The organism is Acidovorax temperans (assembly GCF_028596105.1).
Classification (GTDB): domain Bacteria; phylum Pseudomonadota; class Gammaproteobacteria; order Burkholderiales; family Burkholderiaceae_C; genus Acidovorax; species Acidovorax temperans.
Genome location: NZ_CP117193.1, coordinates 447663 through 472060, shown reverse-complemented (window position 1 = coordinate 472060; position 24398 = coordinate 447663). Strand labels below are relative to the sequence as shown.

General features: G+C 64.7%; 21 protein-coding genes and 1 pseudogene. 2 read left to right on the top strand and 20 right to left on the bottom strand.

What is annotated here, in order from left to right:
* Positions 1–157: 157 nt before the first annotated feature.
* From PQV96_RS02190 to PQV96_RS02170, 5 genes are all read right to left on the bottom strand, one after another.
* A complete protein-coding gene (locus PQV96_RS02190) occupies positions 158–1198 on the bottom strand; it encodes an IS630 family transposase (RefSeq protein WP_044395424.1) in 1041 nt (346 codons plus the stop codon).
* 38 nt (positions 1199–1236) lie between these two features.
* Positions 1237–3351, bottom strand: coding sequence for a S8 family anti-phage peptidase IteS (iteS, locus tag PQV96_RS02185; protein WP_273624429.1), 2115 nt, complete (start codon positions 3349–3351; stop codon positions 1237–1239).
* Entirely contained in the window at positions 3320–4483 is a 1164-nt protein-coding gene (gene iteA / locus PQV96_RS02180) for an anti-phage ATPase IteA (RefSeq protein WP_054257478.1), read from the bottom strand. The genes iteS and iteA overlap by 32 nt, the downstream gene beginning before the upstream one ends.
* Before the next feature lie 128 nt (positions 4484–4611).
* The gene (locus tag PQV96_RS02175; RefSeq protein WP_273624428.1) at positions 4612–5232 is read right to left on the bottom strand and encodes a tyrosine-type recombinase/integrase; all 621 of its coding nucleotides are present in this window, start codon (positions 5230–5232) and stop codon (positions 4612–4614) included.
* On the bottom strand, positions 5229–6269 hold the full coding sequence (locus PQV96_RS02170) for an IS630 family transposase (RefSeq protein WP_044395424.1): 1041 nt from the start codon (positions 6267–6269) through the stop codon (positions 5229–5231). The genes PQV96_RS02175 and PQV96_RS02170 overlap by 4 nt, the downstream gene beginning before the upstream one ends.
* Before the next feature lie 736 nt (positions 6270–7005).
* Between PQV96_RS02170 and PQV96_RS02160 the strand changes: the two are divergent.
* Together PQV96_RS02160 and PQV96_RS02155 are read left to right on the top strand one after the other, a co-directional pair.
* Positions 7006–7551, top strand: a pseudogene (locus tag PQV96_RS02160) (SDR family NAD(P)-dependent oxidoreductase); the annotation flags it as partial.
* 83 nt (positions 7552–7634) lie between these two features.
* Positions 7635–7904 carry a Rossmann-fold NAD(P)-binding domain-containing protein gene (locus PQV96_RS02155; protein ID WP_226342285.1) on the top strand — a complete coding sequence of 90 codons (270 nt, stop codon included), beginning with the start codon at positions 7635–7637 and terminating at the stop codon, positions 7902–7904.
* 8 nt (positions 7905–7912) lie between these two features.
* On the opposite strand, the gene PQV96_RS02150 is transcribed toward PQV96_RS02155, so the two are convergent.
* The 15 genes from PQV96_RS02150 to ppk2 all read right to left on the bottom strand — a co-directional run bounded on the left by PQV96_RS02150 (position 7913) and on the right by ppk2 (position 24398).
* Positions 7913–9175, bottom strand: coding sequence for an MgtC/SapB family protein (locus PQV96_RS02150; RefSeq protein WP_207375476.1), 1263 nt, complete (start codon positions 9173–9175; stop codon positions 7913–7915).
* Positions 9172–10227 (bottom strand): type II glyceraldehyde-3-phosphate dehydrogenase, encoded by a 1056-nt coding sequence (locus PQV96_RS02145; RefSeq protein ID WP_207375475.1) that lies wholly within the window; start codon positions 10225–10227, stop codon positions 9172–9174. Before PQV96_RS02145 ends, PQV96_RS02150 begins: the two co-directional genes overlap by 4 nt.
* A gap of 27 nt (positions 10228–10254) precedes the next feature.
* The gene (locus PQV96_RS02140) at positions 10255–11787 is read right to left on the bottom strand and encodes an AarF/UbiB family protein (protein ID WP_207375478.1); all 1533 of its coding nucleotides are present in this window, start codon (positions 11785–11787) and stop codon (positions 10255–10257) included.
* A gap of 86 nt (positions 11788–11873) precedes the next feature.
* On the bottom strand, positions 11874–12905 hold the full coding sequence (locus tag PQV96_RS02135) for a hydroxyacid dehydrogenase (protein ID WP_023098526.1): 1032 nt from the start codon (positions 12903–12905) through the stop codon (positions 11874–11876).
* Positions 12902–13156: a methyltransferase type 11 gene (locus PQV96_RS02130; RefSeq protein WP_207375474.1), complete on the bottom strand. Its 255-nt coding sequence runs from the start codon at positions 13154–13156 to the stop codon at positions 12902–12904. The genes PQV96_RS02135 and PQV96_RS02130 overlap by 4 nt, the downstream gene beginning before the upstream one ends.
* The gene (locus PQV96_RS02125; protein ID WP_273624424.1) at positions 13153–13797 is read right to left on the bottom strand and encodes a DUF6629 family protein; all 645 of its coding nucleotides are present in this window, start codon (positions 13795–13797) and stop codon (positions 13153–13155) included. The genes PQV96_RS02130 and PQV96_RS02125 overlap by 4 nt, the downstream gene beginning before the upstream one ends.
* A gap of 53 nt (positions 13798–13850) precedes the next feature.
* Complete coding sequence (locus PQV96_RS02120; protein WP_207375355.1) at positions 13851–14750, bottom strand: ribose-phosphate pyrophosphokinase; 900 nt, start codon at positions 14748–14750, stop codon at positions 13851–13853.
* Complete coding sequence (locus tag PQV96_RS02115; RefSeq protein WP_273624422.1) at positions 14747–16300, bottom strand: thymidine phosphorylase family protein; 1554 nt, start codon at positions 16298–16300, stop codon at positions 14747–14749. The genes PQV96_RS02120 and PQV96_RS02115 overlap by 4 nt, the downstream gene beginning before the upstream one ends.
* Positions 16297–17658, bottom strand: coding sequence for an MBL fold metallo-hydrolase (locus tag PQV96_RS02110; RefSeq protein ID WP_003090261.1), 1362 nt, complete (start codon positions 17656–17658; stop codon positions 16297–16299). Before PQV96_RS02110 ends, PQV96_RS02115 begins: the two co-directional genes overlap by 4 nt.
* 25 nt (positions 17659–17683) lie before the next feature.
* Positions 17684–18181 (bottom strand): TPM domain-containing protein, encoded by a 498-nt coding sequence (locus tag PQV96_RS02105; protein WP_023083478.1) that lies wholly within the window; start codon positions 18179–18181, stop codon positions 17684–17686.
* A 1-nt stretch (position 18182) separates the two neighbouring features.
* Positions 18183–19088, bottom strand: coding sequence for a TPM domain-containing protein (locus tag PQV96_RS02100; protein WP_023083479.1), 906 nt, complete (start codon positions 19086–19088; stop codon positions 18183–18185).
* A 1-nt stretch (position 19089) separates the two neighbouring features.
* On the bottom strand, positions 19090–19701 hold the full coding sequence (locus PQV96_RS02095) for a LemA family protein (RefSeq protein WP_003090252.1): 612 nt from the start codon (positions 19699–19701) through the stop codon (positions 19090–19092).
* Complete coding sequence (locus PQV96_RS02090; protein WP_023083480.1) at positions 19698–21023, bottom strand: MFS transporter; 1326 nt, start codon at positions 21021–21023, stop codon at positions 19698–19700. Before PQV96_RS02090 ends, PQV96_RS02095 begins: the two co-directional genes overlap by 4 nt.
* A gap of 13 nt (positions 21024–21036) precedes the next feature.
* Positions 21037–23502 carry a heavy metal translocating P-type ATPase gene (locus PQV96_RS02085; RefSeq protein WP_023087279.1) on the bottom strand — a complete coding sequence of 822 codons (2466 nt, stop codon included), beginning with the start codon at positions 23500–23502 and terminating at the stop codon, positions 21037–21039.
* 32 nt (positions 23503–23534) lie between these two features.
* Positions 23535–24398 carry a polyphosphate kinase 2 gene (ppk2, locus tag PQV96_RS02080; RefSeq protein WP_003090242.1) on the bottom strand — a complete coding sequence of 288 codons (864 nt, stop codon included), beginning with the start codon at positions 24396–24398 and terminating at the stop codon, positions 23535–23537.

Here is a 24398-nt window from a genome sequence, read left to right as displayed (position 1 = left end):
AGGCAAATGCTGACGGACCCAATTGGATTGAACCAGAGCACGCACCCCGTCGGCATGAACTTGGCGGTTGGCGTCGAGTGAACGTAGGCTTACGACAAGGGCGACATTCAAGGGTTCGGCCAAAGGTGGCTCGTTATTGCTCCGGCCCCATGAAGTCTCAAGCGGCGGCATATTTGACGCGGGGATCCTGAAAGTAGCTCATCACCCGCTCGGGTGACTTCTCCAGCATGGCCATGTGTTCGTTGGCCGCATCGCGCAGTTTTGCCTTTGTTCTGACCGGGACCCGCTTGCCCATGGCCTGCTTGAGGTCGGCGTTCAAACGCTCTTCTGGGTTGAGTTCCGGGCTGTAGCTGGGCAGGTAGAACACCTCGATCTGTTCCTTTCTCTCTGCCAGCCACGCCTTGACCGGTTTGCTGTGATGTACACGCAGGTTGTCAAGGATCAGGAACACCTTCTTGCCCGCGTCCTTGATCAAGGCCTCCAGGAACTCAATCAACTTGTCGCTGTTGAAGGCCTCGTCAATGATCATCCAGCGTGCCTTGCCCCGGTTGGTCACCGTGGCGATCATCGACAGCTTCTGGCGTGTGCTGCCCACCGTGAACGCCACGGGTGTCTCACCTGCTGGTGCATAGCTCCTGCCGCGTACATCGGTGTTGACCAGTGCGGTCTCATCGCCCCAGTGGATTTCGCCGCCCTCAGCCTTGGCCTTGGCCTCGATGGCCGGGTAGTGTTCATCTAGCCAGGCCTTGACGGCTTCGGGGCGTTGTTCGTATGCCTTCTTGATGGGCTTTTGTGGGGTGAAACCCCAGCGTGCCAGGTATTTGCCCACGGTGCGCACACCCAATTTCAAGCCACATTCCTGTTCGATAAGCTGCATCACGGCGGCGCGACTCCACAGGAAGAAGTCCATCTTCAATTGCTCGGGACGTTTGTCGCAGATGGTCTTTTGGATGTGGACTTCTTGCTCGGGCGTGAGCAATCGGGCATCGCCTTTCGTGCGACCACGACCGGCTGGTTTTATGGCTGGCCAGCCGCCTTGCTCGAACAGATCAAGCACCTTGCGCACAGCCGGGTAGCTCAAGCCCGACATCTGCACCAGTTCCATGACTTTGATGCCCCGTTTGTGCAGTCGGATGACTTGCTTGCGCCGCTCGTGAAGCTGCTCCAGGGTTTGGTATCTCGCGTCTTCTTTGTCCATGCTGCTTCGAACGCGAAAATCAGCAGAAAGTTCAATCTTTATGGGGCCCGATCAATAGCCCGCAGTAACGCGTCTAGTTGGATGGCCCACTGATCACCTGCCACCCCTTGCGGGAATTTCTTGCGGTGCAGTTTGACCGGAGACCATTTGCCGCCGTGCTCGATTTGAGCGGCTTCGTAACCAGTGGTCCCCGCTTCACCCTCCATGGGAACCTTTCCGGAAATCCGCGAGCCATCCAGCACACCAAAACTCACGTTGACATTGGCACGTACGTACTCGGCCCCGGCATTGGGGTCCAACGGTGGCGAGTAGGCAGCAGTGATGATCACCTCGGCCCTGAGCTTTCCGTTGTGCATCAACGAGGCGGGGATGGGATAAGGAGTTTTGCGCCATTTGAAGCCAGGCACCACCAACGCTTCAAACATCATCGTGAAGCAGTCATCGCTGTCATAAAGGGCGGACAACGCGTCTTGCGGAATACCGCACCCATAGTAGCGCCTTTCTAGAGCGCCATAGTCTGGAGAAGCCAAGCGCGCAGCATGGATCAGCAGTGCCTTCACCATGTGAGGAGCGACTGCTACGTCGGGATTTCCATCGAGGCTTTGCCACACGTGACCGGCCACCGAACTCACAATCGGCGTGGCGAAGCTTGTTCCGAAACTGCCGTACAGCGCGTCAAAAGGGTGGAGCATTTGCAAGCTGCTCGGTCCAACGTCCCACTGTTCATGCACACCACCTCCAGCGTGGACTAAATCCGGTTTGGGTGTAAATACAGGCCCCGGGCCCCGACGGGAGTAAGGCGCAGGATGGCCTGCTGCCACCATCGCACCGGGCGAATCGAGATGCGCAACGGCACCGACCGTGAGGGCGCGCACGGAGTCGCCCGGACTGCTCAGCCGGTCCTCAAGATGCAGGTCGGCGACTGGCCAGCCTCGGCGAGGCAAGCCTGTATAGTTCCCAGCTGCGACAACGAAGAGGACCTGATGTTCATCGCTCAGCGCATCCAATTGTTGCGCAAAGTAGCTGAACTCATGGTCCCCAATCTGAGCACCTCCCAGGGAGAGGTTCCATACCTTCACATGAGGCGCATTGCGAACCGCTTCCGCAAGGCGAACTATCAGATCCGTCGTGTTGCCTCCAGCCGCCTCCAATCCGCATGTGTCGTGCACTTGGCACCTTGTGGTTGGAAGCCATGCATGGTCCCCGTTGAGGATCTTGGCGCCAGCTACCAGTGACGCGACAGCCGTTCCATGTACATAGTCTGTGTCCGGAGGGAGCACGTACGAAGTCGTGGAAGCGATCCACGGCCTCAGACTCGTCGCGCTGGCGGCAGTCCCGGTATCGAAGACGCCCACGACAGGATGCTCGACACCGGCTGGCGGCAGCGGCAGCGGACCAGGACCAATGCCGAAGGCAGCCGCACTGGTATGTATTCTCGGTTCGGGAAAGATGGATCTCAGACCCGGAAACATGCTCAGCGCTTCCATCGCCTGATCACCGATTGCAGCCAGGTCAACGCGCATGACAGGAGGGCCCCAACGCTGTGGGATCTCCACTGAATGTATGTTGTGTTGCAGCAGAACGGCGCGCAACGCATCCACGTTGCGTGCCGTAGCGTCCGCTGCATGGTAGCGAAATAGGCTCAGCAACACTCGACCACGAGCGCGCAATTCTGCAACCGTGCCCACCATGCGGCGCGTTTTGTCCCAAGCGTGAATTTTCTCAATCGCGGAGAGGTTGGCCTTGATCTGCTGCGTCTCGCGGGTACGGATAACCCGGGCGAGTGCCTGGACGCTAGCTGCGTTTGCAGCAACCAGCATCTCCTCGATACGTCCGACACCGGCAGGTTGGAGACCAGCTTCTGCTGCCAGAGTATTTGGTCGGTGGGATTTTGCGATCGCGGTGTCTCGCAACTTGAGAATCAGCACCCCTGGCGAGTGCGGATAGCGCTCAATCTCCGGGCGTAGCGCACTGGCAGCATTTTCCAATGTGCCCACGAGCGCTTCGCGGTACTCTGCTGTTACGGGGACCAGTTCCCGGAGGCTGCCACCGCCGTTTTCTGGTGCGGAAAGATCCGCATTTTGAAAGGGAATCCGATGAAACGGATTGGTACTTTGCGCGCTAAGTGGCGCTTTCATCTCCTTGGTCGCCATGGCCATCCTCCTCCTCGATTGCATTTCTTATCTGTCGCTGCGACACCCCGTAAGCAGCGGCCAGTACCCTCTGAGAAAAGAACCTGGGATGCCAACGGCGCAGCCATTGGATCTCCGATTTCAAACTATGCAGGCGCTGACCTTCCATCATCGCCATCATCAATCCAAGCCGGCGAAACACCTCTGTCTCCTCGACCTGCGGTTTAGCGGCAAGAATAGCCGCCCGCTTGGCATCCAAACATACTTGCTCAATGGCGGCGCCTGAAAGTCCTGACGAGCGCTGAGCCAGTTGGTCAACGCTCAACTGGGAAGGTACATAAGCTCCGAGGAACTGAGCCCATAGCTGCTCTCGCAATTCCTGATCCGGCATCGGCATGGCGAGCCGGAACGTAAAGCGTCTCCAGATGGCGTAGTCGAGGAGCTGATCGTGATTGGTCGCAGCCAAGAGAATGGTCTCGTCAGGTAGCGCATCAATGTTTTGCAACAGGGCAATCACCACGCGCTGAAGCTCACCCACATCACGCTCGTTGCCGCGTGCGGTCGCTAGCGCGTCGAACTCATCAAGGAAAAGGACGCAAGGAACCTCCTGCGCGTAGTCGAATACGCGTCGAAGGTTGCGGCTGGTCTGCCCCAGTAAACTGCTGATCAAGGTATCGCAACGTACCGTCAGAAGGGGCAGATGCAGTTGGGCAGCGATCCACCTGGCTGTCTGGGTTTTGCCAGTACCAGGAGGGCCATGCATCACCAAACGATGGGGCTGCGAAACCCCGGCCGCCTGCAGCTTGTCATGGTGCAAAACCGACGAAAGAAATTCCTGCAGTCTTGCTTGAAGTCCACTTGGCAGCAGCAACTGGACTTCGCCGACGGAAGGACGACTGACATCTACCGTGTTCAAGCGACTGTCGCCATCCACAGGAAGTCCGCCCAACGACCCAGGGGCTTGTGCGCCGCGCTGCGCTGAAATGAGCGCAGCGGGCACACGCGCTAAACGCTCACGGATGGCGGACGCTTCGCGACGGCTGCCACTGCGTTCGAGCTTGTCTGCCAGAAGGCCCGCATAGTTCGCAGCCATGCTTTGGTTGGACTTCAGGGCGCCATCCAGGATCTTGAGGACTTCAGAAAGGTGTTCCACGGGTCAACATCGTTAATGATTCAGTTTAGTGGAAAATTGAATCACCATGGGCGCCATCTGCTACGCACAGAGACATTTTCATTCGCCACATGAAAAAAATGATCCGCATTCATGTAAGCGAGTGAATCTCACGGGTGCATCCACCCGAGCTTGTGCTCTTTAGAGGTCTGGTCGTGCCGTTTATCGTCTTCCGTGTGGATGTAGATGCTTGTAGTGGCAATGTTGGCATGGCCCAGGTTGTCGCGCACAGCCTTCAAATCCATGTTGTCACTCTGATGGGTGCCTGCTGTATGCCGCATCCAGTGCGCAGAGGCTTTCTCCACATGAGCCGCAGTCGCCTCGTGATCGGGTCCGAGGGCGCGCAAGCGCGTCGCGGTCTCGCGAAACACGTTCTTGATGAGTTCGTGGACGGCACTACGTCCCATAGGTTTAGCCCCTCCAATCAGCGGCAAGAGTAGAGGCAGCGGGTCCCCCTCGCGCGGAAGTGGCGGTAACCCGTTCGCGCTGCGGTATCTCATCAGTTCCAAGACCAACTCATCCGTGGCACGAATGCTCCGATCTTTTTCTCCCTTGCCGCGCACTGCAAGCCACCAACGCTCTTTGCCATCGGCGCCCCTTCGCCAGTAAAAGTCCCCCATGGTGTGATCGCAAACCTCTGAAATCCGAAGTCCTGCGATGTACAGCAATGAGAACAGCCAGCGGTAGCGAGCCGCCTGCGATGCTATTGCTCCGGCCCCATGAAGTCTCAAGCGGCGGCATATTTGACGCGGGGATCCTGAAAGTAGCTCATCACCCGCTCGGGTGACTTCTCCAGCATGGCCATGTGTTCGTTGGCCGCATCGCGCAGTTTTGCCTTTGTTCTGACCGGGACCCGCTTGCCCATGGCCTGCTTGAGGTCGGCGTTCAAACGCTCTTCTGGGTTGAGTTCCGGGCTGTAGCTGGGCAGGTAGAACACCTCGATCTGTTCCTTTCTCTCTGCCAGCCACGCCTTGACCGGTTTGCTGTGATGTACACGCAGGTTGTCAAGGATCAGGAACACCTTCTTGCCCGCGTCCTTGATCAAGGCCTCCAGGAACTCAATCAACTTGTCGCTGTTGAAGGCCTCGTCAATGATCATCCAGCGTGCCTTGCCCCGGTTGGTCACCGTGGCGATCATCGACAGCTTCTGGCGTGTGCTGCCCACCGTGAACGCCACGGGTGTCTCACCTGCTGGTGCATAGCTCCTGCCGCGTACATCGGTGTTGACCAGTGCGGTCTCATCGCCCCAGTGGATTTCGCCGCCCTCAGCCTTGGCCTTGGCCTCGATGGCCGGGTAGTGTTCATCTAGCCAGGCCTTGACGGCTTCGGGGCGTTGTTCGTATGCCTTCTTGATGGGCTTTTGTGGGGTGAAACCCCAGCGTGCCAGGTATTTGCCCACGGTGCGCACACCCAATTTCAAGCCACATTCCTGTTCGATAAGCTGCATCACGGCGGCGCGACTCCACAGGAAGAAGTCCATCTTCAATTGCTCGGGACGTTTGTCGCAGATGGTCTTTTGGATGTGGACTTCTTGCTCGGGCGTGAGCAATCGGGCATCGCCTTTCGTGCGACCACGACCGGCTGGTTTGATGGCTGGCCAGCCGCCTTGCTCGAACAGATCAAGCACCTTGCGCACAGCCGGGTAGCTCAAGCCCGACATCTGCACCAGTTCCATGACTTTGATGCCCCGTTTGTGCAGTCGGATGACTTGCTTGCGCCGCTCGTGAAGCTGCTCCAGGGTTTGGTATCTCGCGTCTTCTTTGTCCATGCTGCTTCGAACGCGAAAATCAGCAGAAAGTTCAATCTTTATGGGGCCCGATCAATAAGCGCGGTGTTGCCGTAGGAAGCATCTGAATCGTTGTACGCACTTGGGCCCAATGTTCGTGCGGCAGGAAGCGGCTCGTCTTAGTCGCCCCAACGACTGTCTTGCGACGCCTAAGGGCAAGGGGATTTCCCGCCAAGTACCCCGCCTGAACCAGCCAGTTGAACAGGCCGTTAAGAATCGAAAGTGCTTGGCGCTGGCTCTGCCGGTCCAGCGGCTTGGCGAAAGGACGCCAGTTGGGCGAGGACCTGGGTGCCTTCTGGGCGACTTGCATGACCCAGCGGTCGGCCGGCTGTGGGTCTCCAAGGAAGCTCTCGTATGCGAGGAAGTCCTCATGGGTCAGATCGGACAGGGCCTTACCGTGCTGGTGCACGCACCAGAGCAACAGCCTTTCCGCCTCCTTGCGGTAGCTGGCCAGCGTGGCTGGGGAATCCCGGCTCTTCTAGCGAATACTAGTGATGCACTCGATAAATGTCGTACGTCGAAATTGCCGTCTACAGACGTACGGCGATTTCCATCACTACTATTCGCTAGAAGAGCCGGAATCCCTGTAGCGCGCGAGCCAGGCCAAAACCGCAGTACGGTCGTCATTGGCTGCGACTTGGGGTAGACCCTGCCCCCGATTGCGCCCCCGCTCGCCTGACAGGTGAAGGGGTAGCACCAAGCCCTCCAAAGGCTCAAGATGCGCCAAAACGGCCGGTGCGGTGATCAAACTGCTCATGACTCAAATTCTATGGACATTAGTGCATTTATGTCCAGACATTGGTTCTTCACCGGCGCATCCAGCGGCATCGGTCGCCATCTTGCCGAAATCATCCTGGCTTCGGGGGATGACCTCACGGCCACCGTCAGGCGTCCCGAGACGCTCGACGACCTGGCAGCACGCTACGGTGACCAGCTCGTTGTCGAACGGCTCGACGTGACCGTGAAGGGGGACATCGCACCCGTGGTCCAGCGCGCCGAGGCCCGCCGCCCGGCCGATGTCCTGGTCAACAACGCCGGCGGCGGCATCATCGGCGCCACCGAAGTGTTTTCCGACGCGGACATCGAAGGGCAGATCAGCCTCAACCTGCTGGCGCCGGTGCACGTCACGCGGGCCTTCATTCCCGCCATGCGCACACGGCGAGCCGGTCGGATCATCCAAATCTCCAGCGCCAGTGGCCAAGGCTCCCTGCCGACCAGCAGTCTTTACCACGCCGCGAAATGGGGTCTGGAAGGCTTCAGCGAATGCCTTCGCCAGGAACTGGAGGGGTTTGGGGTCTTCGTCACACTCATTGAACCGGCGGCGCACGCACGAGCTTCAGCCGCAATTTGCAGTACGCGCTGGCGAACCCCGCCTATCAGGACACGCCTGCTGGACAGATTCGCGCGATGTTCGAGAACGCGGGTGACGAGTTGTACACGCTCGATCCGCAGAAGATCGCGCACCGGATCTTCGACACGGCCACGAGCGAGAAGCCACCGCTTCGGGTGGCGCTGGGCGGTGACGCCTTCGGCGTCATCCAGGCGGCGCTCAAGGGCAGGCTGTCTGCTCTTGAAGCGCAGGAGAGTCTGGCGCGATCGGTGGCCTTCGATAGCTGATCGCTGTTTCAGGTCAAGCCCAGGGCGACGGCAAAGCCAGCAGCAGCCATGGCCGCGTACGACGGCAGCACTCTCCATGCGAGCGCCCTACCGGCCAGCGACATCAACAGGACAAGTTTGGTGACCTGATTGACGGATGCGGCGATGAACAAGGCCAGGGTGGCCGAAACGGCGGTGACGGCGCCCTCGGTCACCAGGCGGCCAATCGAGAGCGTGATCGCATCGACGTCCACCAGACCCGAGGCAGCGGCGGTCAGCATGACGCCAGCATCCCCGAAGCGATCGGCAAGAAAGCGGCCTGCCAGCATCACCGCGGCCAGGAAGGCTGCGAACTGGAGCGCGGAGCGCAGCTGCAATGGGTTGCCAAGCTGAAGTTCGGGCAAGTCGTCGGCGGGCGACCGCGCCGCCAGGAACGTCCCCAGAACACCGCCAGCCACGGCCATGGCCACGAAGATGACCACCGGGTCCCAGCCGATGCCGGGGGCTGCTATGGCGACGAGAGCCGCCATGCGCGCAAACATGGCTGCGCAGGCGAGCGCCGCCCCCGCCGCTGCCAGTGGACGCCAGCCTGGCGTCTGCCCGGCCCAGCGCGCCAACGTGGCCGTGGTGGCGGTGCTCGACACGATCCCGCCGAGCAGCGCTGTGAATACCAGCCCTCGTTTCCTGCCGAGCGAGCGCATCAGGACGAACCCAGCGAACGACAGCACTGCCAGCAGGACAACGGCCCACCAAAGGCGATAGGGATTCAACGCCTCATAGGGGCCAAAGCCACGATCAGGGAGTACGGGCAGTACGACCACGCTGATCAACAGCAACTGCGTGCCGCTGCTGATCTCCGCCTCGGACAGCTTGCCGACGCCGGCGTGCAAGAGCTGCTTGAAACGCAGCAGCGCCAGCACGACCACGGCGGCGACCGCCGAAACGTGCCAAGCGCCACTGGTCGCCAGCGCCCCGATGGCGAAAGTCGCAAGGGCGGCGACGGACGTGGTCAGTCCCATCACGGCATGCATATGCGCCGTCACCAGGTAGCCCACCACCAGATACACCCCGACGAGTACGAGCAGCGCGATGAGCATGCCGGCTCCCCAGCGCTGGGCCAGCAGCCCGCCAAGGCCGCCGAGCAGGCCGATCAGCGCAAAGGTGCGAACGCCCGCGACGCGATGTCCCTCGGGCCGCTCGCGTTGCTGCCATCCCCGTTCCAGGCCGATCAGAAGTCCCGAAGCGAGTGCCAGCCCGAGCCCGACCAGCGCGGGATCATCGAATTCACTCATCGTCGAACCTGGACGCGGTCGCGGATGAAATCACGCTGCAGTCCCAGCGAAGCATCGGTGCGCGCCATCGACACCTGGGGATCGGTCTCGATGCCGCTCAAGGCGCGAATGGCATCGATGGTTTCGGGAATCACGATCGCCTGGTTGAAGACCTGGTAGGTGTAGTACGCCTGATCGCCATCGACCGAAAGCACGTCCTCCCACAACGCGACCTCCCACAGGTCGCCGCGCGGGCGGCCGAGATCGGCCATCAGTTCCACCGTGCTGTTGAGGGCCACGAGACCATCCGAGGATCGCACGAACGCGATCCGTGGCGCAGCGCGAAAGGCCGCCAGCACCTCGTCGCGCGTGGCCGGCCTCGTCAGTTCGGCCCACCAGGTGTGCAGGTGGCTGCTGTTGTGCGGCGCCTTGACCGCGATCGTGACGACGTCCAGGTCCGGGATCACAGTGCGCGCGTCCGGTCCCTGATGGCTGGGGATCGTCTTCTCCGGCACGAGCGTGTTGATGATGCCCTCCGCATGCGCTTCCCACGGGTCGGAAGCCCGGCGGATCAGCGTCCCGCGGGCTCGCTTGAGCAGGCCCGCTGTCCGAAGCGCCCCCAGGGTGCGCACGATCGACGTCGTGTTGCAGGACACCACCCGGGTGGAGGTGCGGCCGATCGCGGTTGCGTAGTTCTCCTGCGCGACGAACGAATGACCGGTCAACGCGTGGGACTCGCCGCCATGGAAGATGGACTTCACACCGGCAGCGTCGTACGCCCTCTTGTTGACCGCGGCGACTTTCTTGGGTGTGCAATCGACCACGACGTCCGCGTTGGCGAGCAGGTCGGCCAGATCGCCCGCGACAGGAAGCCCCGCAGCACGCATCGATTGTGCGGCTTCAGCGGTCGCCGCGTAAATCGGGAAAGCGCGCTGCGCGGCCACCTGCAGGCGATAGTCATGCACCACATCCGCGACGCCGGCTAGCGCCATGTCCTCCTGGAGTGCGACCGCATCCGCCACCCGCTTGCCGATCACACCGTATCCGTTCACCGCCACTCTAACCTTGTTCATGCCTGACTCCTTGCTTGATGAGGCGCCTCAGCCGCGGCTGCGCGCGATGGAAAACGTGAACCGGATCGCCAGCGCATAGCCCAGCAGCGCGAGTACCGGCATGTCGCCCCAGCGCGGGCCCACGCCGTGCTGCATCAACAAGCTCGATGCGATGTACAGGCCGAGCGTCACGAGCGCCAGCGCGACGCGACGGCCGAGGCGGTCGATCCCGCTCAGCATCCTGGCATCCGGCTTGATCGACAGTTGCAGCAGGTCACCCTGCCGCAAGACGCTGTGCAGACGCCGCGCCAGCAGGGAGGGCAGGGCGTGGGCCGCGTTCCCCAGTTCATAGGGCAGACGCTGCGATGCCGCAGACTTGGGCTCGTCGAAGACGCCCGTGGTCGTGTGGCGAGAGATGGCTTCGATGATGGAAAACTCGGGTGCCAGCAGGCGCACCGTCCCTTCGAGCAACAACAGGGTACGCGTGAGCACGAGGAGGTCCCTGGGCAGCCGGACTTCCTGGGTCCGGCCCGCCGCCACGAGCTGCGCGAGAGCACCTGAGAGCGACCAGTCCTTCAGCGGCCTCTGTGCGCAGTCTGCGACCAGGGCACGCACGACAGGCACGAACACGGCCCGATCGGTGCCGTCGCCGAGCAGGCCCAGGTCGAGCCAGGCATCGACCACCCATTCGGCATCCTGCTCGACGAAGGCCAGGGCGAACGCCACCAGCGCCCGCCGCATGTTGCCGTCGACCCGGCCCACGATGCCGAAGTCGTGCAGGCAGATGCGGCCATCGTCCATCACGAAGACGTTGCCGGGATGGGGGTCGCCGTGGAAGAAGCCATCGCGGAAGATCTGGGCGACGTAGCTGTCCACGAGTTTGCCCGCGGCCGCCACCGCGGTGGGCGAAGGCAGACCGTGCAGGTGAGCTCCGTGGCTGAACTGCTGGACCATGACGGTCTGCGTGCACAGGCCGTCCACCACGTCGGGGATCACGATGTCGGCAGAGCCGCGCCAGGCGTCGGCGAAACGTCGCACGGAAGCTGCCTCGCGCGACAAATCCATCTCGTAGCGGAAGTTGGCCGCAACCTCGTCCACGATGGCTGCCAGCCCCCAGCGACGCAGCGAGGGCACGAGCCCCTGCATGACCAGGACGATGCGGCGCAGGATGCGCATGTCGGTCTCGGCCTGCTCGGCCGCGCCAGGACGGCGGATCTTCACCACCACTTCCGTTCCGTCCGGCAGGGCTGCACGATGAATCTGGGCGATCGAGGCCGCGGCGAGCGCGTGCATGTCGAAGCGTGCGAAGACCTGCTGCCATGGGCGGCCGAGCGCCGCCTCGACCTCCTGGACCGCCTGCTCGGGAGGAAACGGCGCCACATTGGCCTGCAGGCTGGCCAGAGCCTCTTGCGCATCGGGCGCCAGAATGTCGGCCCGTAGGCTGAGATGCTGGCCCAGCTTCACGAAGGTCGTGCCCAATCGCTGCAGCACTTCGGCGAAGCGGTCGGCCGCCCGGTGGGTATCGCAGCGCATCAGGCCCCGGTGCCAGGCCACCCAGAGCAGGAGCCCGCTCAGGGCCATAGCGATCTGCGTGGCCCGGCGCAGCGCCGAGCGTTGCGTTGGGCGGCCCGCAAGACGCACGGTGGAAACGGGGCGGTTCGGTCGCGTCATGGCTCATCCAACCTGTTGCGCAGGCGGCCCGCATGCCAGGCTGCGATGTTCGAGATGGTCTCGTCGAGGATGCGCGCGATCGCCTCCGACGTATTGAACCCGACATGCGGTGTCACGAGCACACGCGGATGCGTCAGCAGTGGGCTGGATGCCGACCAGCCGGTATCGCAACCCAGTCCGCCGCAGCCCGTGGGCACTTCGGGAGACAGATCCCCTTCCTGTTCCAGCACGTCCAGTCCTGCTGCGGCGACGGTACCTGCCTCCAGTGCGTGCAGCAGGGCGGCCTCGTCGATGAGCGCACCCCGTGCCGTGTTGATCAGTACCATGCCCGGTTTCATGCGCGCGAAGGCCTGCCCATCGAGAAGGTGGTGCGTGGCCTGCGTGGCCGGAACATGAAGGCTCAGAACATCGCTGCTTTGCAGGATCTGCTCCCACGTCACCACGCGGACGCCGGCGATGGGCGCTGCCGTGATGTCGAGCGATGGGGCGAGGGCCGGGTCGTACGCGAGAACTTCCATGCCGAAGCCCAGGGCGATACGGGCCACGTGGCGCCCGATCCGGCCCAGCCCGACGATGCCCAGCGTCTTGCCTTCCAGCTCGAAGCCGGTGAGGCCGCGGTAAGCGAACGAACCTTGGCGCGCCCGCTCGTGGGCTTGTGTCAGATGGCGAGCCACGCCCAGCAGCAGCGCGAAGGCATGTTCGGCGACGCTGGCAGACCCATAGTCCGGCACGTGGCACACGGCAATGCCGCGTCGGCGGCAAGCCTGCAGGTCGATGTGATCGAAGCCCGCGGAGCGCGTTGCCACGAGCCGCACGCGCGGCCGCAACCGGAGCACCGATTCGTCAACGCGCGTGCGCACGAAGACGCACAGCACCTCGGTGTCTTCATCGCCGACATCGGATACCACCAGGCGTTCGTTCTGGACGAAATGCGCGTGCCAGTGGGTCGGAAGCCGTTGCTGCAGCGCGGCCTGGTCCGCCGGTGCGATGTCGGAGAACAGAACGGACAGACGGTTCTGTGCGGTCATGAGCCCTCCTCGATTACCCGGTGCAGGGACAGAATGCAGAACGCGGCGATGAAGTGCCCGATCTTGGTGCCTTGCGCGAGTCCCGCTTGCGCGAATACCGTCGGCAGCCGGCCGGCGACCGCATCGCGCATGGTCTCGAATCCGTCGAGCAACTGAACCGTGAAGAACGCCGCGCGGCGCATCGGGCCCTGCGTGGGGCCGCAGTCCGCGTAGTCCAGTGCGGGCTTGAATCTGGCCGGAGGATTCGTCATGGCACGGCCAGCCTCGCTCGGGGCTCACGGAACTGCCACAGCACGATGAAGCTGAGCACAGCGGCAAAGAAGCACCACACCGAGATGAACCAGGTTGCATAGAACATGTAGGCGGCGATTGCGGAGACAAAGGCGGCCACCCCAAAAGCCGCCACGCGCCGGTGGCTAGAAACCATCAGGCTTGCGCAGGTGCCGATCAGATACAGGGCCATCGTGGTCATCATGTAGAAGTGCGGAGAGTCGTAGAGGATGTGCTGGCCGACCACGCGGGCCGTGATGGGCAGCTTCACCAGCATCGCCAGCAGGTACAGACCGACGAGCGCGCCCGCGACTGCAATGGCCACCAGAACCCGACGGCGCCAACGGACGCTCTCCAGCGCCAGCGCAGCCAGCGGGACGTAGATCGGCCACAGGACGTGCGAGAAGAACGAGTAGAGATGCGTCAGCGCCACGTTCAGCAAGGGCGCGCGGTCGGGGAACGTCAGCCACAGCATGCCTTCGAGCAGTTGCTGGACCCCGAACAGCAGCGGGATGGCGGCATACGGCAGTTCGCGCCGTGAGCGGGCCCGGCGCATGGTGACGGTCCCCAGGCCCAGCAGAACCGCTGCGGCCGTGAAACTGGCGGGTGCGGAAAAGCACATGGGCAGTCATCTCCCCTCGATCGTGAGCGTCATGACGAGCGTGGCGCAGCGGCTCATGGCGCGCCGGCTTCCATCAGTTCCTGCACCGCTGTCGCCAGCGGTGCCACCACGCTGATGCCGTTGGAGACATGCGGCACGGTGTCGCAGGTCACCACCCGCTGGGGCCCTGCCGCAAGAAGTGCGTGGTACGCGTCGGTGGCGAACAGGGCGTGCACCCCGATGCACACCGGTGGCGGCAATCCCACGCTGCGCACACTGGCGATTGCCTGGATCATCGTGCGCGCGCTGGACACGATGTCATCGATGAGCACGGGCTGGCGGTCTGCCAGGGCCGCGGTGTCGGGAAGGCTGACCTCCACGTCCTTGTCGCCCCGGCGGATCTTCTGCAACACCGTGAACGGCGCGCCAGCCAAGCGCGCGACTTCCTGGACCCATTGCTCGCTTTCCGCATCGGGTCCGATCAACACGGGACGGTCCACATGGGCTGCGACCCAGGCCGCGATGGCGGGCGCGGACTGGACCACACGGGTCGGCACCCGGTAGACCTCGCCGAGCGAGCGGTAGCGGTGCAGATGGGGATCGACGGTGACGATACCGTCGAACACCGTCGACACCAGCGCAGCAAACGTGCGGGACGTGATGGCTTCGCCCGTGTTGAAGCGCCGGTCCTGACGCAGGTACGCCAGGTACGGGGCAGCCAGCAACACGCGGGTGGCGCCGAGGTCGCGCGCTGCGTCCGCGGCGAACAACAAGGGCAGCGCCTTGGCGTCCGGCTGTGCCAGGCTGGCCACGATCACGACGGTGCGGCCGGTGACGTCGGCGTCCAGCCGCACCAGCGACTCGCCGTCCGGGAACCGGTGCAGTTGCAGGGCAGCCCGCTGCGCGCCCAACGCCCGGATCAGTCCATCGGCGAAGTCTTCGTCGCCCGGCAGGTGAAAAACGAGAGGTTTCATAGGTTCTCCGAAATCTGGAAGATCGGTGGGCGCGAGCGGACGAACTGCAGCGCATAGGCCAGCTCGCCCGGCGCCTGGGCGTGCAGCGTGAAGAGCGGCTGTCCCGCTTCGACCTGGTCGCCCAGGCGCGCATGCACGTCGATGCCGGCGGCAGCGGCGGTCGGTGCTCCGGCGAGCTTGGCCGCCCGCGCGAGCAGCCGGTTGTCGATTCGGGAGACCCGTCCCGTGGCCGGCGATTCGACGGTGTGCAGATGCGCCGCCATCGGGAGGCTGCGCAGGCCGCCCTGCTCAGCGCAGATCGCCTGGAACGTGGCCCAGGCGCGGCCGTCGGCCAGCACCTGCGTGGCGAGCGTCAGGCCGCCGCCGGCGGGCGCTGCACCGCCCATTTCGAGGATGTCCGCCGCCAGCCGCAACGCTCGCTCCCGCAGGTCGGCCGGGGCCTCGGGCGTCCCTTGTAGGACGGCCAGCACGTCGCGGGCCTCCAGTGCCGGGCCGATCCCGCGGCCGACCGGCTGCTCACCATCGGTGACGCGCAAGGCCACGTGCAGGCCGATGGCGCTGCCCACCTCCTGCAGGCGCCGACCGAGCGCCGCCGCGGCCTGCGCGCTGCGCACTTTGGCGGTGGCACCCACGGGCAGGTCGATCAGCACATGGGTCGAGCCCGCAGCGGCCTTCTTGGACAGGACCGAGGCGACGAGCTGGCCCTCGCTGTCCAGGTCCAGCGGCCGCTCGACGCGGATGAGGATGTCGTCGGCGGGGCTGAGCCGTACCGAGCCGCCCCAGACGATGCAGCCGCCCGTGCGTTCGACCACGCGCCGCATGCTCCGCACATCCAGGTTCACCGGCGCCAGCACCTCCATTGTGTCGGCCGTCCCGGCCGGCGAGGTGATGGCGCGCGAGGAGGTCTTGGGCATCGTGAGGCCGCAGGCGGCCACGATGGGCACCACGAGCAGGGTCGTGCGGTTGCCGGGCAGGCCGCCGACGCAATGCTTGTCCACCACCAGCGGGCGCCCCCAATCGATGCGGTCACCGACGCCAATCATGGCTTTCGTGAGCGAGACGGTCTCCGCGAGGTCCAGGCGATCGCCGGCGCAGGCGGTGATGAAGGTGGCCAGATGCAGGTCAGAGTAATGGCCCGCCGCGACGTCGGAGATGATGGCGCTGAACTCGGCATCGCCCAGGGCATTGCCGTAGACCTTGGCTCGGACATGGCTGAGCGAATCCAGCGGCGGTGCATGGGTCACCGTGACCAGCTGGCCCGGCTGCGCCCCCAGCGACGCCCATGCCGATTCGGACAGGCCAGCGACGTTCTCGGCCAGCCAATCCCCATCGACGACGCTGAGCGTCGCCACGATGCTGCGGCGGCCGGCCGTCAGCTGCACGCGCGCCTGGGTCGTGAAACCCTCCGACCGGCAGACAGGGCAGTCGCGCCGCATGTAGACCACCGGCTCCTGATGGGTGTCGATGCCGGTGCGCCACGCCTGCAGCGTGTTCACGCCATCCTCTCCGGTGCCGGTGCCGGTGCCGGTCTCGTGCAGGTGCGCCGTCATACCAGATCCACCGTCTGCAGGTACTCGGGCACGGCAACCGACCAGCCCAGTTCATGGTCGATCCGCGCGCGCAGCGCATCGGCCGCCTCCGGCTCGCCGTGGGTCACGAAGGTTCGGCGCGGTGTTTGCGTGAAGCCGCGCATCCACGCGAGGATCTCGTCGGCATCGGCGTGGGCGGAAAGGTTGTCGAGCGAGGCCACCTCGGCGCGGATCGGCACGTCCTGGCCATGGATGCGGACGGTGGACGCGCCGTGCACGATCGCGGCGCCACGGGTGCCGCCCGCCTGGTAGCCGGCGAACAGGATGGTGTTGCGATGGTCGGGCGCGAATGACTTGAGGTGGTGCACCACGCGTCCTCCCGTGGCCATGCCACTGGCGGAGATGATGACCATCGGTCCACGACCGGCGCTGAGCGCCTTGGACTCCTCGACCTTGTTGACGATCTTCGCGGCATGGCACATGCCCTCGCATTCCTCGGGCGAGAGCCGGTGCTCGTCGCGATGGGCGTGGTACAGCCGTGTGGCATCGATGGCCATCGGGCTGTCCAGGTACACGGGCAGGTGCTGGTGGATGCGCCCTTGCTTCTTGAGCTGGTAGATGCCGTACATCAGGCTCTGCGCTCGGCCGACAGCGAACGCTGGGATGACCACGACCCCTCCACGGGCGGCCGTCTTGTTGATGACAGTCTCCAGCTGCGCCAGTGCGTCGGACGCTTCATGCTTGCGGTTGCCGTAGGTGGATTCCACCAGCAGGTAGTCGGCGCCGGGGACCTGCACCGGCGGGCGCAGCACCGGGTCGTTGGGCCGGCCGATGTCGCCGGAGAAGAGCACGGATCGCCGGCCGTCGTTGAGGTGCACGAAGGCCGAGCCGAGCATGTGCCCGGAAGGCGTCAACCGCGCGGTGAGTCCGGGCAGCGCCTCGAAGTCCTGAGAGAACGGACGTGGCGCGAACAGCTTCAGGCAGCGCTCGGCGTCCTCACGGGTGTACAGCGGCAGCGCGGGCTGGTGTTTGGAGAAACCGTGCCGGTTGGCGAACTTCGCCTCTTCCTCCTGCAGATGGCCGCTGTCGGTGAGCAGGATCTTGCACAGCTCGTGCGTCGCGGACGTGCAGTAAACCCGGCCGCGAAAGCCTTGTCGCGCCAGCAGTGGCAGGTAGCCGCTGTGGTCGATGTGGGCGTGGGTGAGCACGACCGCGTCGACGGTCTTGGGCGCGACCGGCAGCGGCTCCCAGTTGCGCAGGCGCAGCTGCTTGAATCCCTGGAACAGGCCGCAGTCCACCAGAATGGTCGCGTCGCCATGGCGCAGCAGGTATTTGGAACCGGTCACGGTGCCGGTGGCACCCAGAAATTGAAGTTGCATGGTAGGTCTCCAAGGATGTTGTCGTTCAAAGAAGGACCGGCCGATCCGGCAACTCGTTGCCGTGGTCCGCGCCCCGCGGAAAGTGCTGCACCAGCAGGTGGCTGACGGCCACGATGCCTTCCAGGGCTCCGGCCTCGAAGCGTCCCTGCGCAAACTGGGCCTCCATGCGCTGGCACACAGCCGACCACCTTTCGGCACCGCAACAGGCATGGATGCCGCGATCGGCCACGATCTCCACGGCCCGGTCGGCCAGCAGCACGTAGATCAGGACGCCGCTGTTGTGCGCCGTATCCCACACACCCAGGCGTGCGAACAGGTCCAGCGCCCGCTCGCCCGGCGATTGGTTGCGCCACAGTGGCGATCCGTCCAGCGCACCCTCGACCACGAAGCGCAGCTGGCCCCCATGCTGGAACTCTCCCGTGCGGATGGCCTGCTCGATCGCATCCAGCGCGCACGGGGGGAAGGCGCGGCGGACTGCGCGATCCGTGGTCGCAAGGTGGCGAAGAAGTCGTTGCATGTTCATCTCACCACCGTCCTGACGCGCCGCCGCCACCGAAGCCGCCGCCGCCGCCGCGGAATCCACCGCCACCACCGCCCAATCCTCCGCCCGGCCAGCCGCCTCCCCGGTGGCGCCCGTGCATGCCGCCGTGGCCACCCATGCCGATGCCCAGCAGCGTGACGAGGAATCCCGCCAGTCCAGCCACCGCGGCCACCGCGAAGGTGCCCACCAACTGCCACGCAGCGGCACCCAGCACGCCAGCCGTGACCAGGGAGCCTGGAAGGCGGCCGAGGGCGTTGCGTAGCACTCCGCCCAGCATCAGGGCCGCGACGAACAGGAAGGGCCAGGCCTGCCCGATGTCGTTGGTCTGCCCCTGCCGCCGTGGGTCCGCCGCAGGCAGGGCCTCGCCATCGATCACCCGCATGATCTGTTCGGCGCCTGCGGCGATGCCGCCGTCGAAATCGCCCTGGCGCAGGCGCGGCGTGATCACCTCGTCGATGATGCGCCGCGATACCACGTCGCTCAGCGCACCCTCGATGCCGTATCCGACTTCGATGCGCACGGTGCGGTCGTCCTTGGCCACCAGGAGCAACGCGCCGTCGTCCACCTTGCGACGGCCGAGCTTCCATTGCTCTACCACCCGCAGGGCGTACTGCTCGACGGGTTCGGGCCGCGTCGAGCGGACCATCAGCACGGCGATCTGCACGCCCTTGCGTTGCTCGAAGGCCCGAAGCTGCGCATCCAGCGCGGCGACACGATCGGCGGCGAGCGTTCCCGTGAGATCGGTGACGCGCGCCTGCAGCGGAGGAACGGCGACCAACTCCTGCGCGGACGCGACCGAAAGGAACAGGCTCAGCAGCAGCCAGGCCAGAGCGTGGGCCAGCCGAAGAGGGGCCGCCGGAGAGAGCACCACTGTTCTGGGCGTTCTCATGTCAGGGGCGCGCCGCCGGCGCCGAGGCGCCGAAATCGACCTGTGGCGGCGCCGCCATGGCCTTCTCGTCGGCGACCGAGAAATTGGGCTTGACGACGTAGCTGAACAGCTTGGCCGTGATGTTGGTCGGGAAGCTGCGCGTGAGCACGTTGTAATCCTGCACCGCCTTCACGTAGCGCCCACGCGCCACGGTGATGCGGTTCTCCGTGCCCTCAAGTTGGGCACGCAGGTCTTGAAAAGCCTGGTTCGCCTTGAGTTGCGGGTAGTTCTCGCTCACCACCAGCAGCCGGCTCAGCGCGCCGGACAGTTCGCTCTGTGCCGCCTGGAACTTCTGGAACGCCTCGGGGTTGTTGACGAGTTCCGGCGTGGCCTGGATCGAGGTCGCCTTCGCGCGGGCCTCGACCACCCGGGTCAGCGTCTCCTGCTCGAAGTTGGTCTCGCCCTTGACGGTCGCGACGATGTTGGGGATCAGGTCGGCGCGCCGCTGGTACTGGTTCAGCACCTCGGACCAGGCGGACTTGGTCTGCTCGTCCAGCCGCTGGAAGTCGTTGTAGCCGCATCCGCTCAGCGACAGGGCAAGCGCTGCGAGCAGGGACATCAGGATCAGTCTCATGGTTCGGTTTCCGTGGAAGTGAGAAAAGTGCGGGACGGTGAAGCGCTCACCAGGACGGGGTTGGCTGGCCACCAATGCCGCGGAATGAGCAGCAGCGCGAGGGTGGCGGCCAGTGGAATCGACAGCCACGCAAAGGTGCTCTGCATCACAGCGCCGAATAGCCATCCGGTGGCGGCCGATCCCAGTGTTTGTCCGAGGCCGGCTGCCGCGGCGAGCCCTCCCATCGCGATACCGAGCCGCCGCGCCGAGGTGCCGGCAGCGAGGTAGGCCAGGGTGGGGAGCACGAGACCCGTGCCCGCAGCCGTGAAACTCACGCCGACGTACAGCCACATCTCGCTGCCATGGCGGGCCAGCATCAGGAGCCCGGCGATGCCCAGGACCATGCCGCAGGCCAGTACGCGGCGTGGGTCGGCGCGCTCCAGCAGGCCGGTGAAGAACAGCACCGCGTTGACGCCCAGCATCACCAGACTGCACTCGGCGAACATCAACGACACCTCTCGGGAGGAGAGATCGGGGTGGCGCTGGCCCTGCAGCACGATGCCGAGTTCAAAGCCGGCAAGCACGAACATGATCACACCGTTGAGAATCCAGAGCGCCAGGGAGCGGCTCCGGGGTGCTCCGTCGTGATCGGCTGCGTCCGCCTCTCCAAGGGAGGAAGGTGCGGGAAGCGTTGCGGCCAGGCCCAGCATCATCAGCGCGCCGAGCGCGGCCGAGAGTGCGATCACGAGCGTGGTCGATGAGCCCTGTACCAGCACGCTCAAGAAGCCCAGGCCGACAAGCCGTTCTGCAGCGGCGTTCAGGCCGGGGCCGAACAGGAACCCGAGCAGCGACATCGCACCCAGCCATGCAAAGCGCCTGGCGCGAATCGATTCTGGGGTGTACTGCGCGACGAGCGCCGGCACCACCGGCACGACCGCGGCCACAAAAAAGCCCGTCGCGCCGCGCAGCGCATAGATGCCGACCACGCCCAGGGACTCGGGGCGCAGCAGCGGGAGCAGGCTGGCCACGTAGCCGATCAGGCCCACCAGCAACACGCGGGCACGCCCCAGCCTGTCCGCCAGCATGCCCCACAGGGGCGCACCCAGCAGGATGCCCGCCGTGTAGATGCCGCTGAGGTAGCCGACATGGCGCGCAAGCGCCGCAGGATCCGCGTCGCCCATCAAGGGCCGCAGCCAGTCGGGGATCAAGGGCATCAGTGCCCCATATCCGGCCGAGACGACGAATACGGCCGCAGCGAGCCAACCCAGCTGCGCGACGCCGAGGTCTTGCTGGCGGGTGGGCCCGGATTCGCGCGGTGATCGCATGGCGCGGCTCTCTACCATGGTGGCCCGCCGCTCAGGCTGACGCGGCCGCTGGGACACTGGCACGCGACGTCACGCGCTTGATCCCCGGCAGGCGCGTGCGCTTGAGCATCAGCGCATTGATCGCGACGATCGCGGAACTGCCCGACATGGACAATGCAGCGACCTCGGGCGACAAGGTGAACGGATACAGCACCCCGGCCGCCAGCGGGAAGGCGATCACGTTGTAGGCCACGGCCCACCAGAGGTTCTGGTGCATCTTGCGCAGCGTCGCCCGGGACAGTTCGATGGCCCCGACCACGTCGTAGGGGTCACTCTTCATCAACACCACCTGGGCGCTTTCCATCGCAACGTCCGTCCCCGCGCCAATCGCAAAGCCCACGTCGGCCTGCGTCAGCGCCGGAGCGTCGTTGATGCCGTCGCCGACCATGCCGACCTTGTGACCCTGCTGCTGCAGTTCCTTGATCTTGGAGGCCTTCTGCCCGGGCAACACATCCGCAAGCACGATGTCGATGCCCAGTTCCTTGCCGATGCGCTCGGCGGTCGCCTGGTTGTCGCCGGTCAGCATCGCGACCTTCACGCCGCGTGCCTGCAGCTTGGCGATCGTCTCGCGCGAGGTCGGCCGCACGGCATCGGCGATCGCGATGAGGCCGATCAGCCGGCCACCGCGCGCGACGTGGACCACAGTGCGCCCCCCGCCTTGCAGCCGCGCCGCCTCGCTGGCAAGGGGAGCCAGATCCACCTGTTCCGACTGCATCAGCAGCCGGTTGCCCAGGAGCACCGTCTCGCCCCCGATAGTGGCCCGTGCGCCTTGCCCATCGATGTTGGTGAAGTTCTCGGTGACCTCCGTCGGCATGTCTCCCGCACGCTTGAGCACTGCGAGCGCGAGGGGGTGCTCGGAGAACTTCTCCACCGCGGCGGCCGTCGCCAGAAGCCGCGTCTCCTCGACACCGGGCGCGGCCACCATCTCGACGACATCGGGCTGCCCCAGTGTCAAGGTGCCGGTCTTGTCGAACACCACGACCGTCAACTTGGTGGCGTTCTCCAATGCGGCCGCATTCTTGAAGAGAATGCCGTTCATTGCGCCCAGCCCGGTCCCGACCATGATGGCCATCGGGGTGGCCAGCCCCAGCGCGTCAGGGCAGGCGATCACGAACACGGTGATGGTCAAGGTGAGTGCGAACAGCAATGTCTGTCCCATCACCCAGTACCAGACGCTGAAGGTCAGCAGGCCAATTACGATCGCCGCCAGCACCAGCCACTGGGATGCCTGGTCGGCCAGCAGCTGGCCGGGGGCCTTCGAGTTCTGGGCCTCCTGGACCAGCTTGACGATCTGCGCCAAGGCCGTGTCCGCGCCGACCTTCGTGGCCTTGTAGCGAAAGCTTCCGCTCTTGTTGATGCTGGCGCCTACGACGGTGCTGCCCACGCCCTTCTTGACCGGCATGGACTCGCCCGTCAGCATCGACTCGTCCACTTGCGACGCGCCCTCGACGATCTCGCCGTCCACCGGGATCTTGTCGCCGGGCTTGATCACGACCAGTTCGCCGGCTGCAACCTCGGCGGTCGGTACCTTGGTCTCCACCCCGTTGCGCACGACCGTGGCCATGGGCGGGGCGAGATCCATCAACGCGCGAATCGCGTCGGATGCGCCCGCGCGGGCGCGCATCTCCAGCCAGTGCCCCAGCAGGATGAAGACCAGCAGCACCGATGCCGCTTCATAGAACACCTCACCCTCGTAGAAGAAGGTCGCGCCGATGCTGAACAGGTAGCCGGTGCCCACCGACAGCACGACCAACGTGGCCATGTTGGCGACGCCGTTGCGCAGTGCGCGCCACGCCGCCACGTAGAAAGGCCAACCTGGATAGATGATCGCGGCACTTGCGAGGAAGAAAAGAAAGAGCTTGTCGTCCAGCCCGAACGGCGTCTGGAAGTCGCCGAACATCTTCCCCATCGGGGAATAGAAGAACACGGGAATGGCGAAGACCAGGGCCACGAAGAAGCGATTGCGCATGTCCCGAGCCATGTCCTGCATCGAGCCCGACCCGTGGCCCATGTCGTGCATCATGTCGGCCATCGCAGGGTCGCCTGCGTGGGCCTGGTGCGCAGCATGGGCGGCGGGCGTCGTGGCCGCAGCCTTCGCGCGTGCGGCCGTGGCGGGGGCATGCGCGTGGTGCCCCTCATGCCCCATCTCTTGCGCCTGACGTGCGGGTGCGCCGTGATGGCCGTGCACCGCATGGCTGGGGTCGGCAGAGACGCCAGCGGCGGGCGCGCACACGTGCTTGGGCGTCTGCTCGCCACGGCAGTGATAGCCGCATTCGGCGATGCGCTGGCGCAGATCCTCGACACTGAGTTGTCCCTCATCGAGATGGACCGTTGCGCTTCCCGCAACATAGTTGACATCTGCATGATGGACGCCGGGAAGCTGCAGCAGCTTGCGGCGTACTCCCTCCGCGCTCAGGCTCGATACGAGCCCTCCGACTTCAACGTTGATCGACTTCATGGCTGTTCTTCCTGTTCGCTGTGTTCGTGGTCTCAACGAGCGAGTCGGCCCGAGTCCAGGCAGTCCTGCGAGAACTCGAAGACGATCTCCCGGTCGGGAGCGATGACCTTGTGCTTCTTGCCGGCGTAGTGCAGCCGGGAGAGGATGTCTCTGATCAGGTTGAGCCTCGCCAACCGTTTGTTGTCGGCGTGCACGACAGACCAGGGCGCCGCGGCCGTATGGGTGCGCATGAACATCTCGTCGCGCGCCCGTGTATAGCCGTCCCAGTGCTTCAGCGCGACGGCATCCACCGGGCTCGACTTCCACTGTTTGAGGGGATCACGGCGGCGTTCCCCGAGCCGGCGGCTCTGCTCCTTCTTGCCGATGTCGAGGTAATACTTCAGCAGCTTGATGCCGGAGTTGACCAGCATCTCCTCGAACTTGGGCACTGAGTTCATGAATTCCTCGTGCTCCTCGGCGGTACAGAAGCCCATCACCGGTTCCACGCCCGCACGGTTGTACCAACTGCGGTTGAACACCACGAGCTCTTCGCCAACTGGCAGGTGCGGGACGTAGCGCTGGAAGTACCAGCCCGTGCGATCCCGGTCGGAGGGCTTTCCTAGCGCGACGACCCGTGTTTCCCGAGGACTCAGGTGTTCGACCAGCCGCTTGATGCTGCCGTCCTTGCCTGCGCCGTCCCTTCCCTCCAAGAGGATCAGGATACGGTCGTTGCATTTGATGAAATGCCGCTGCAGTTTCACCAGTTCGATCTGCAGCATGTGCAACTGTGCTTCGTAGTCCTCGCGGCCGATCGAGCGTGTCGCTGTCTCGTCGCGCGCTGAGCCGTGGGCAGTGCCGGTGCCGTCCACATCGGCCTTGTGCTTGGCGCCTTTGGCGCCCTTCTTGTTCTTTGCCAT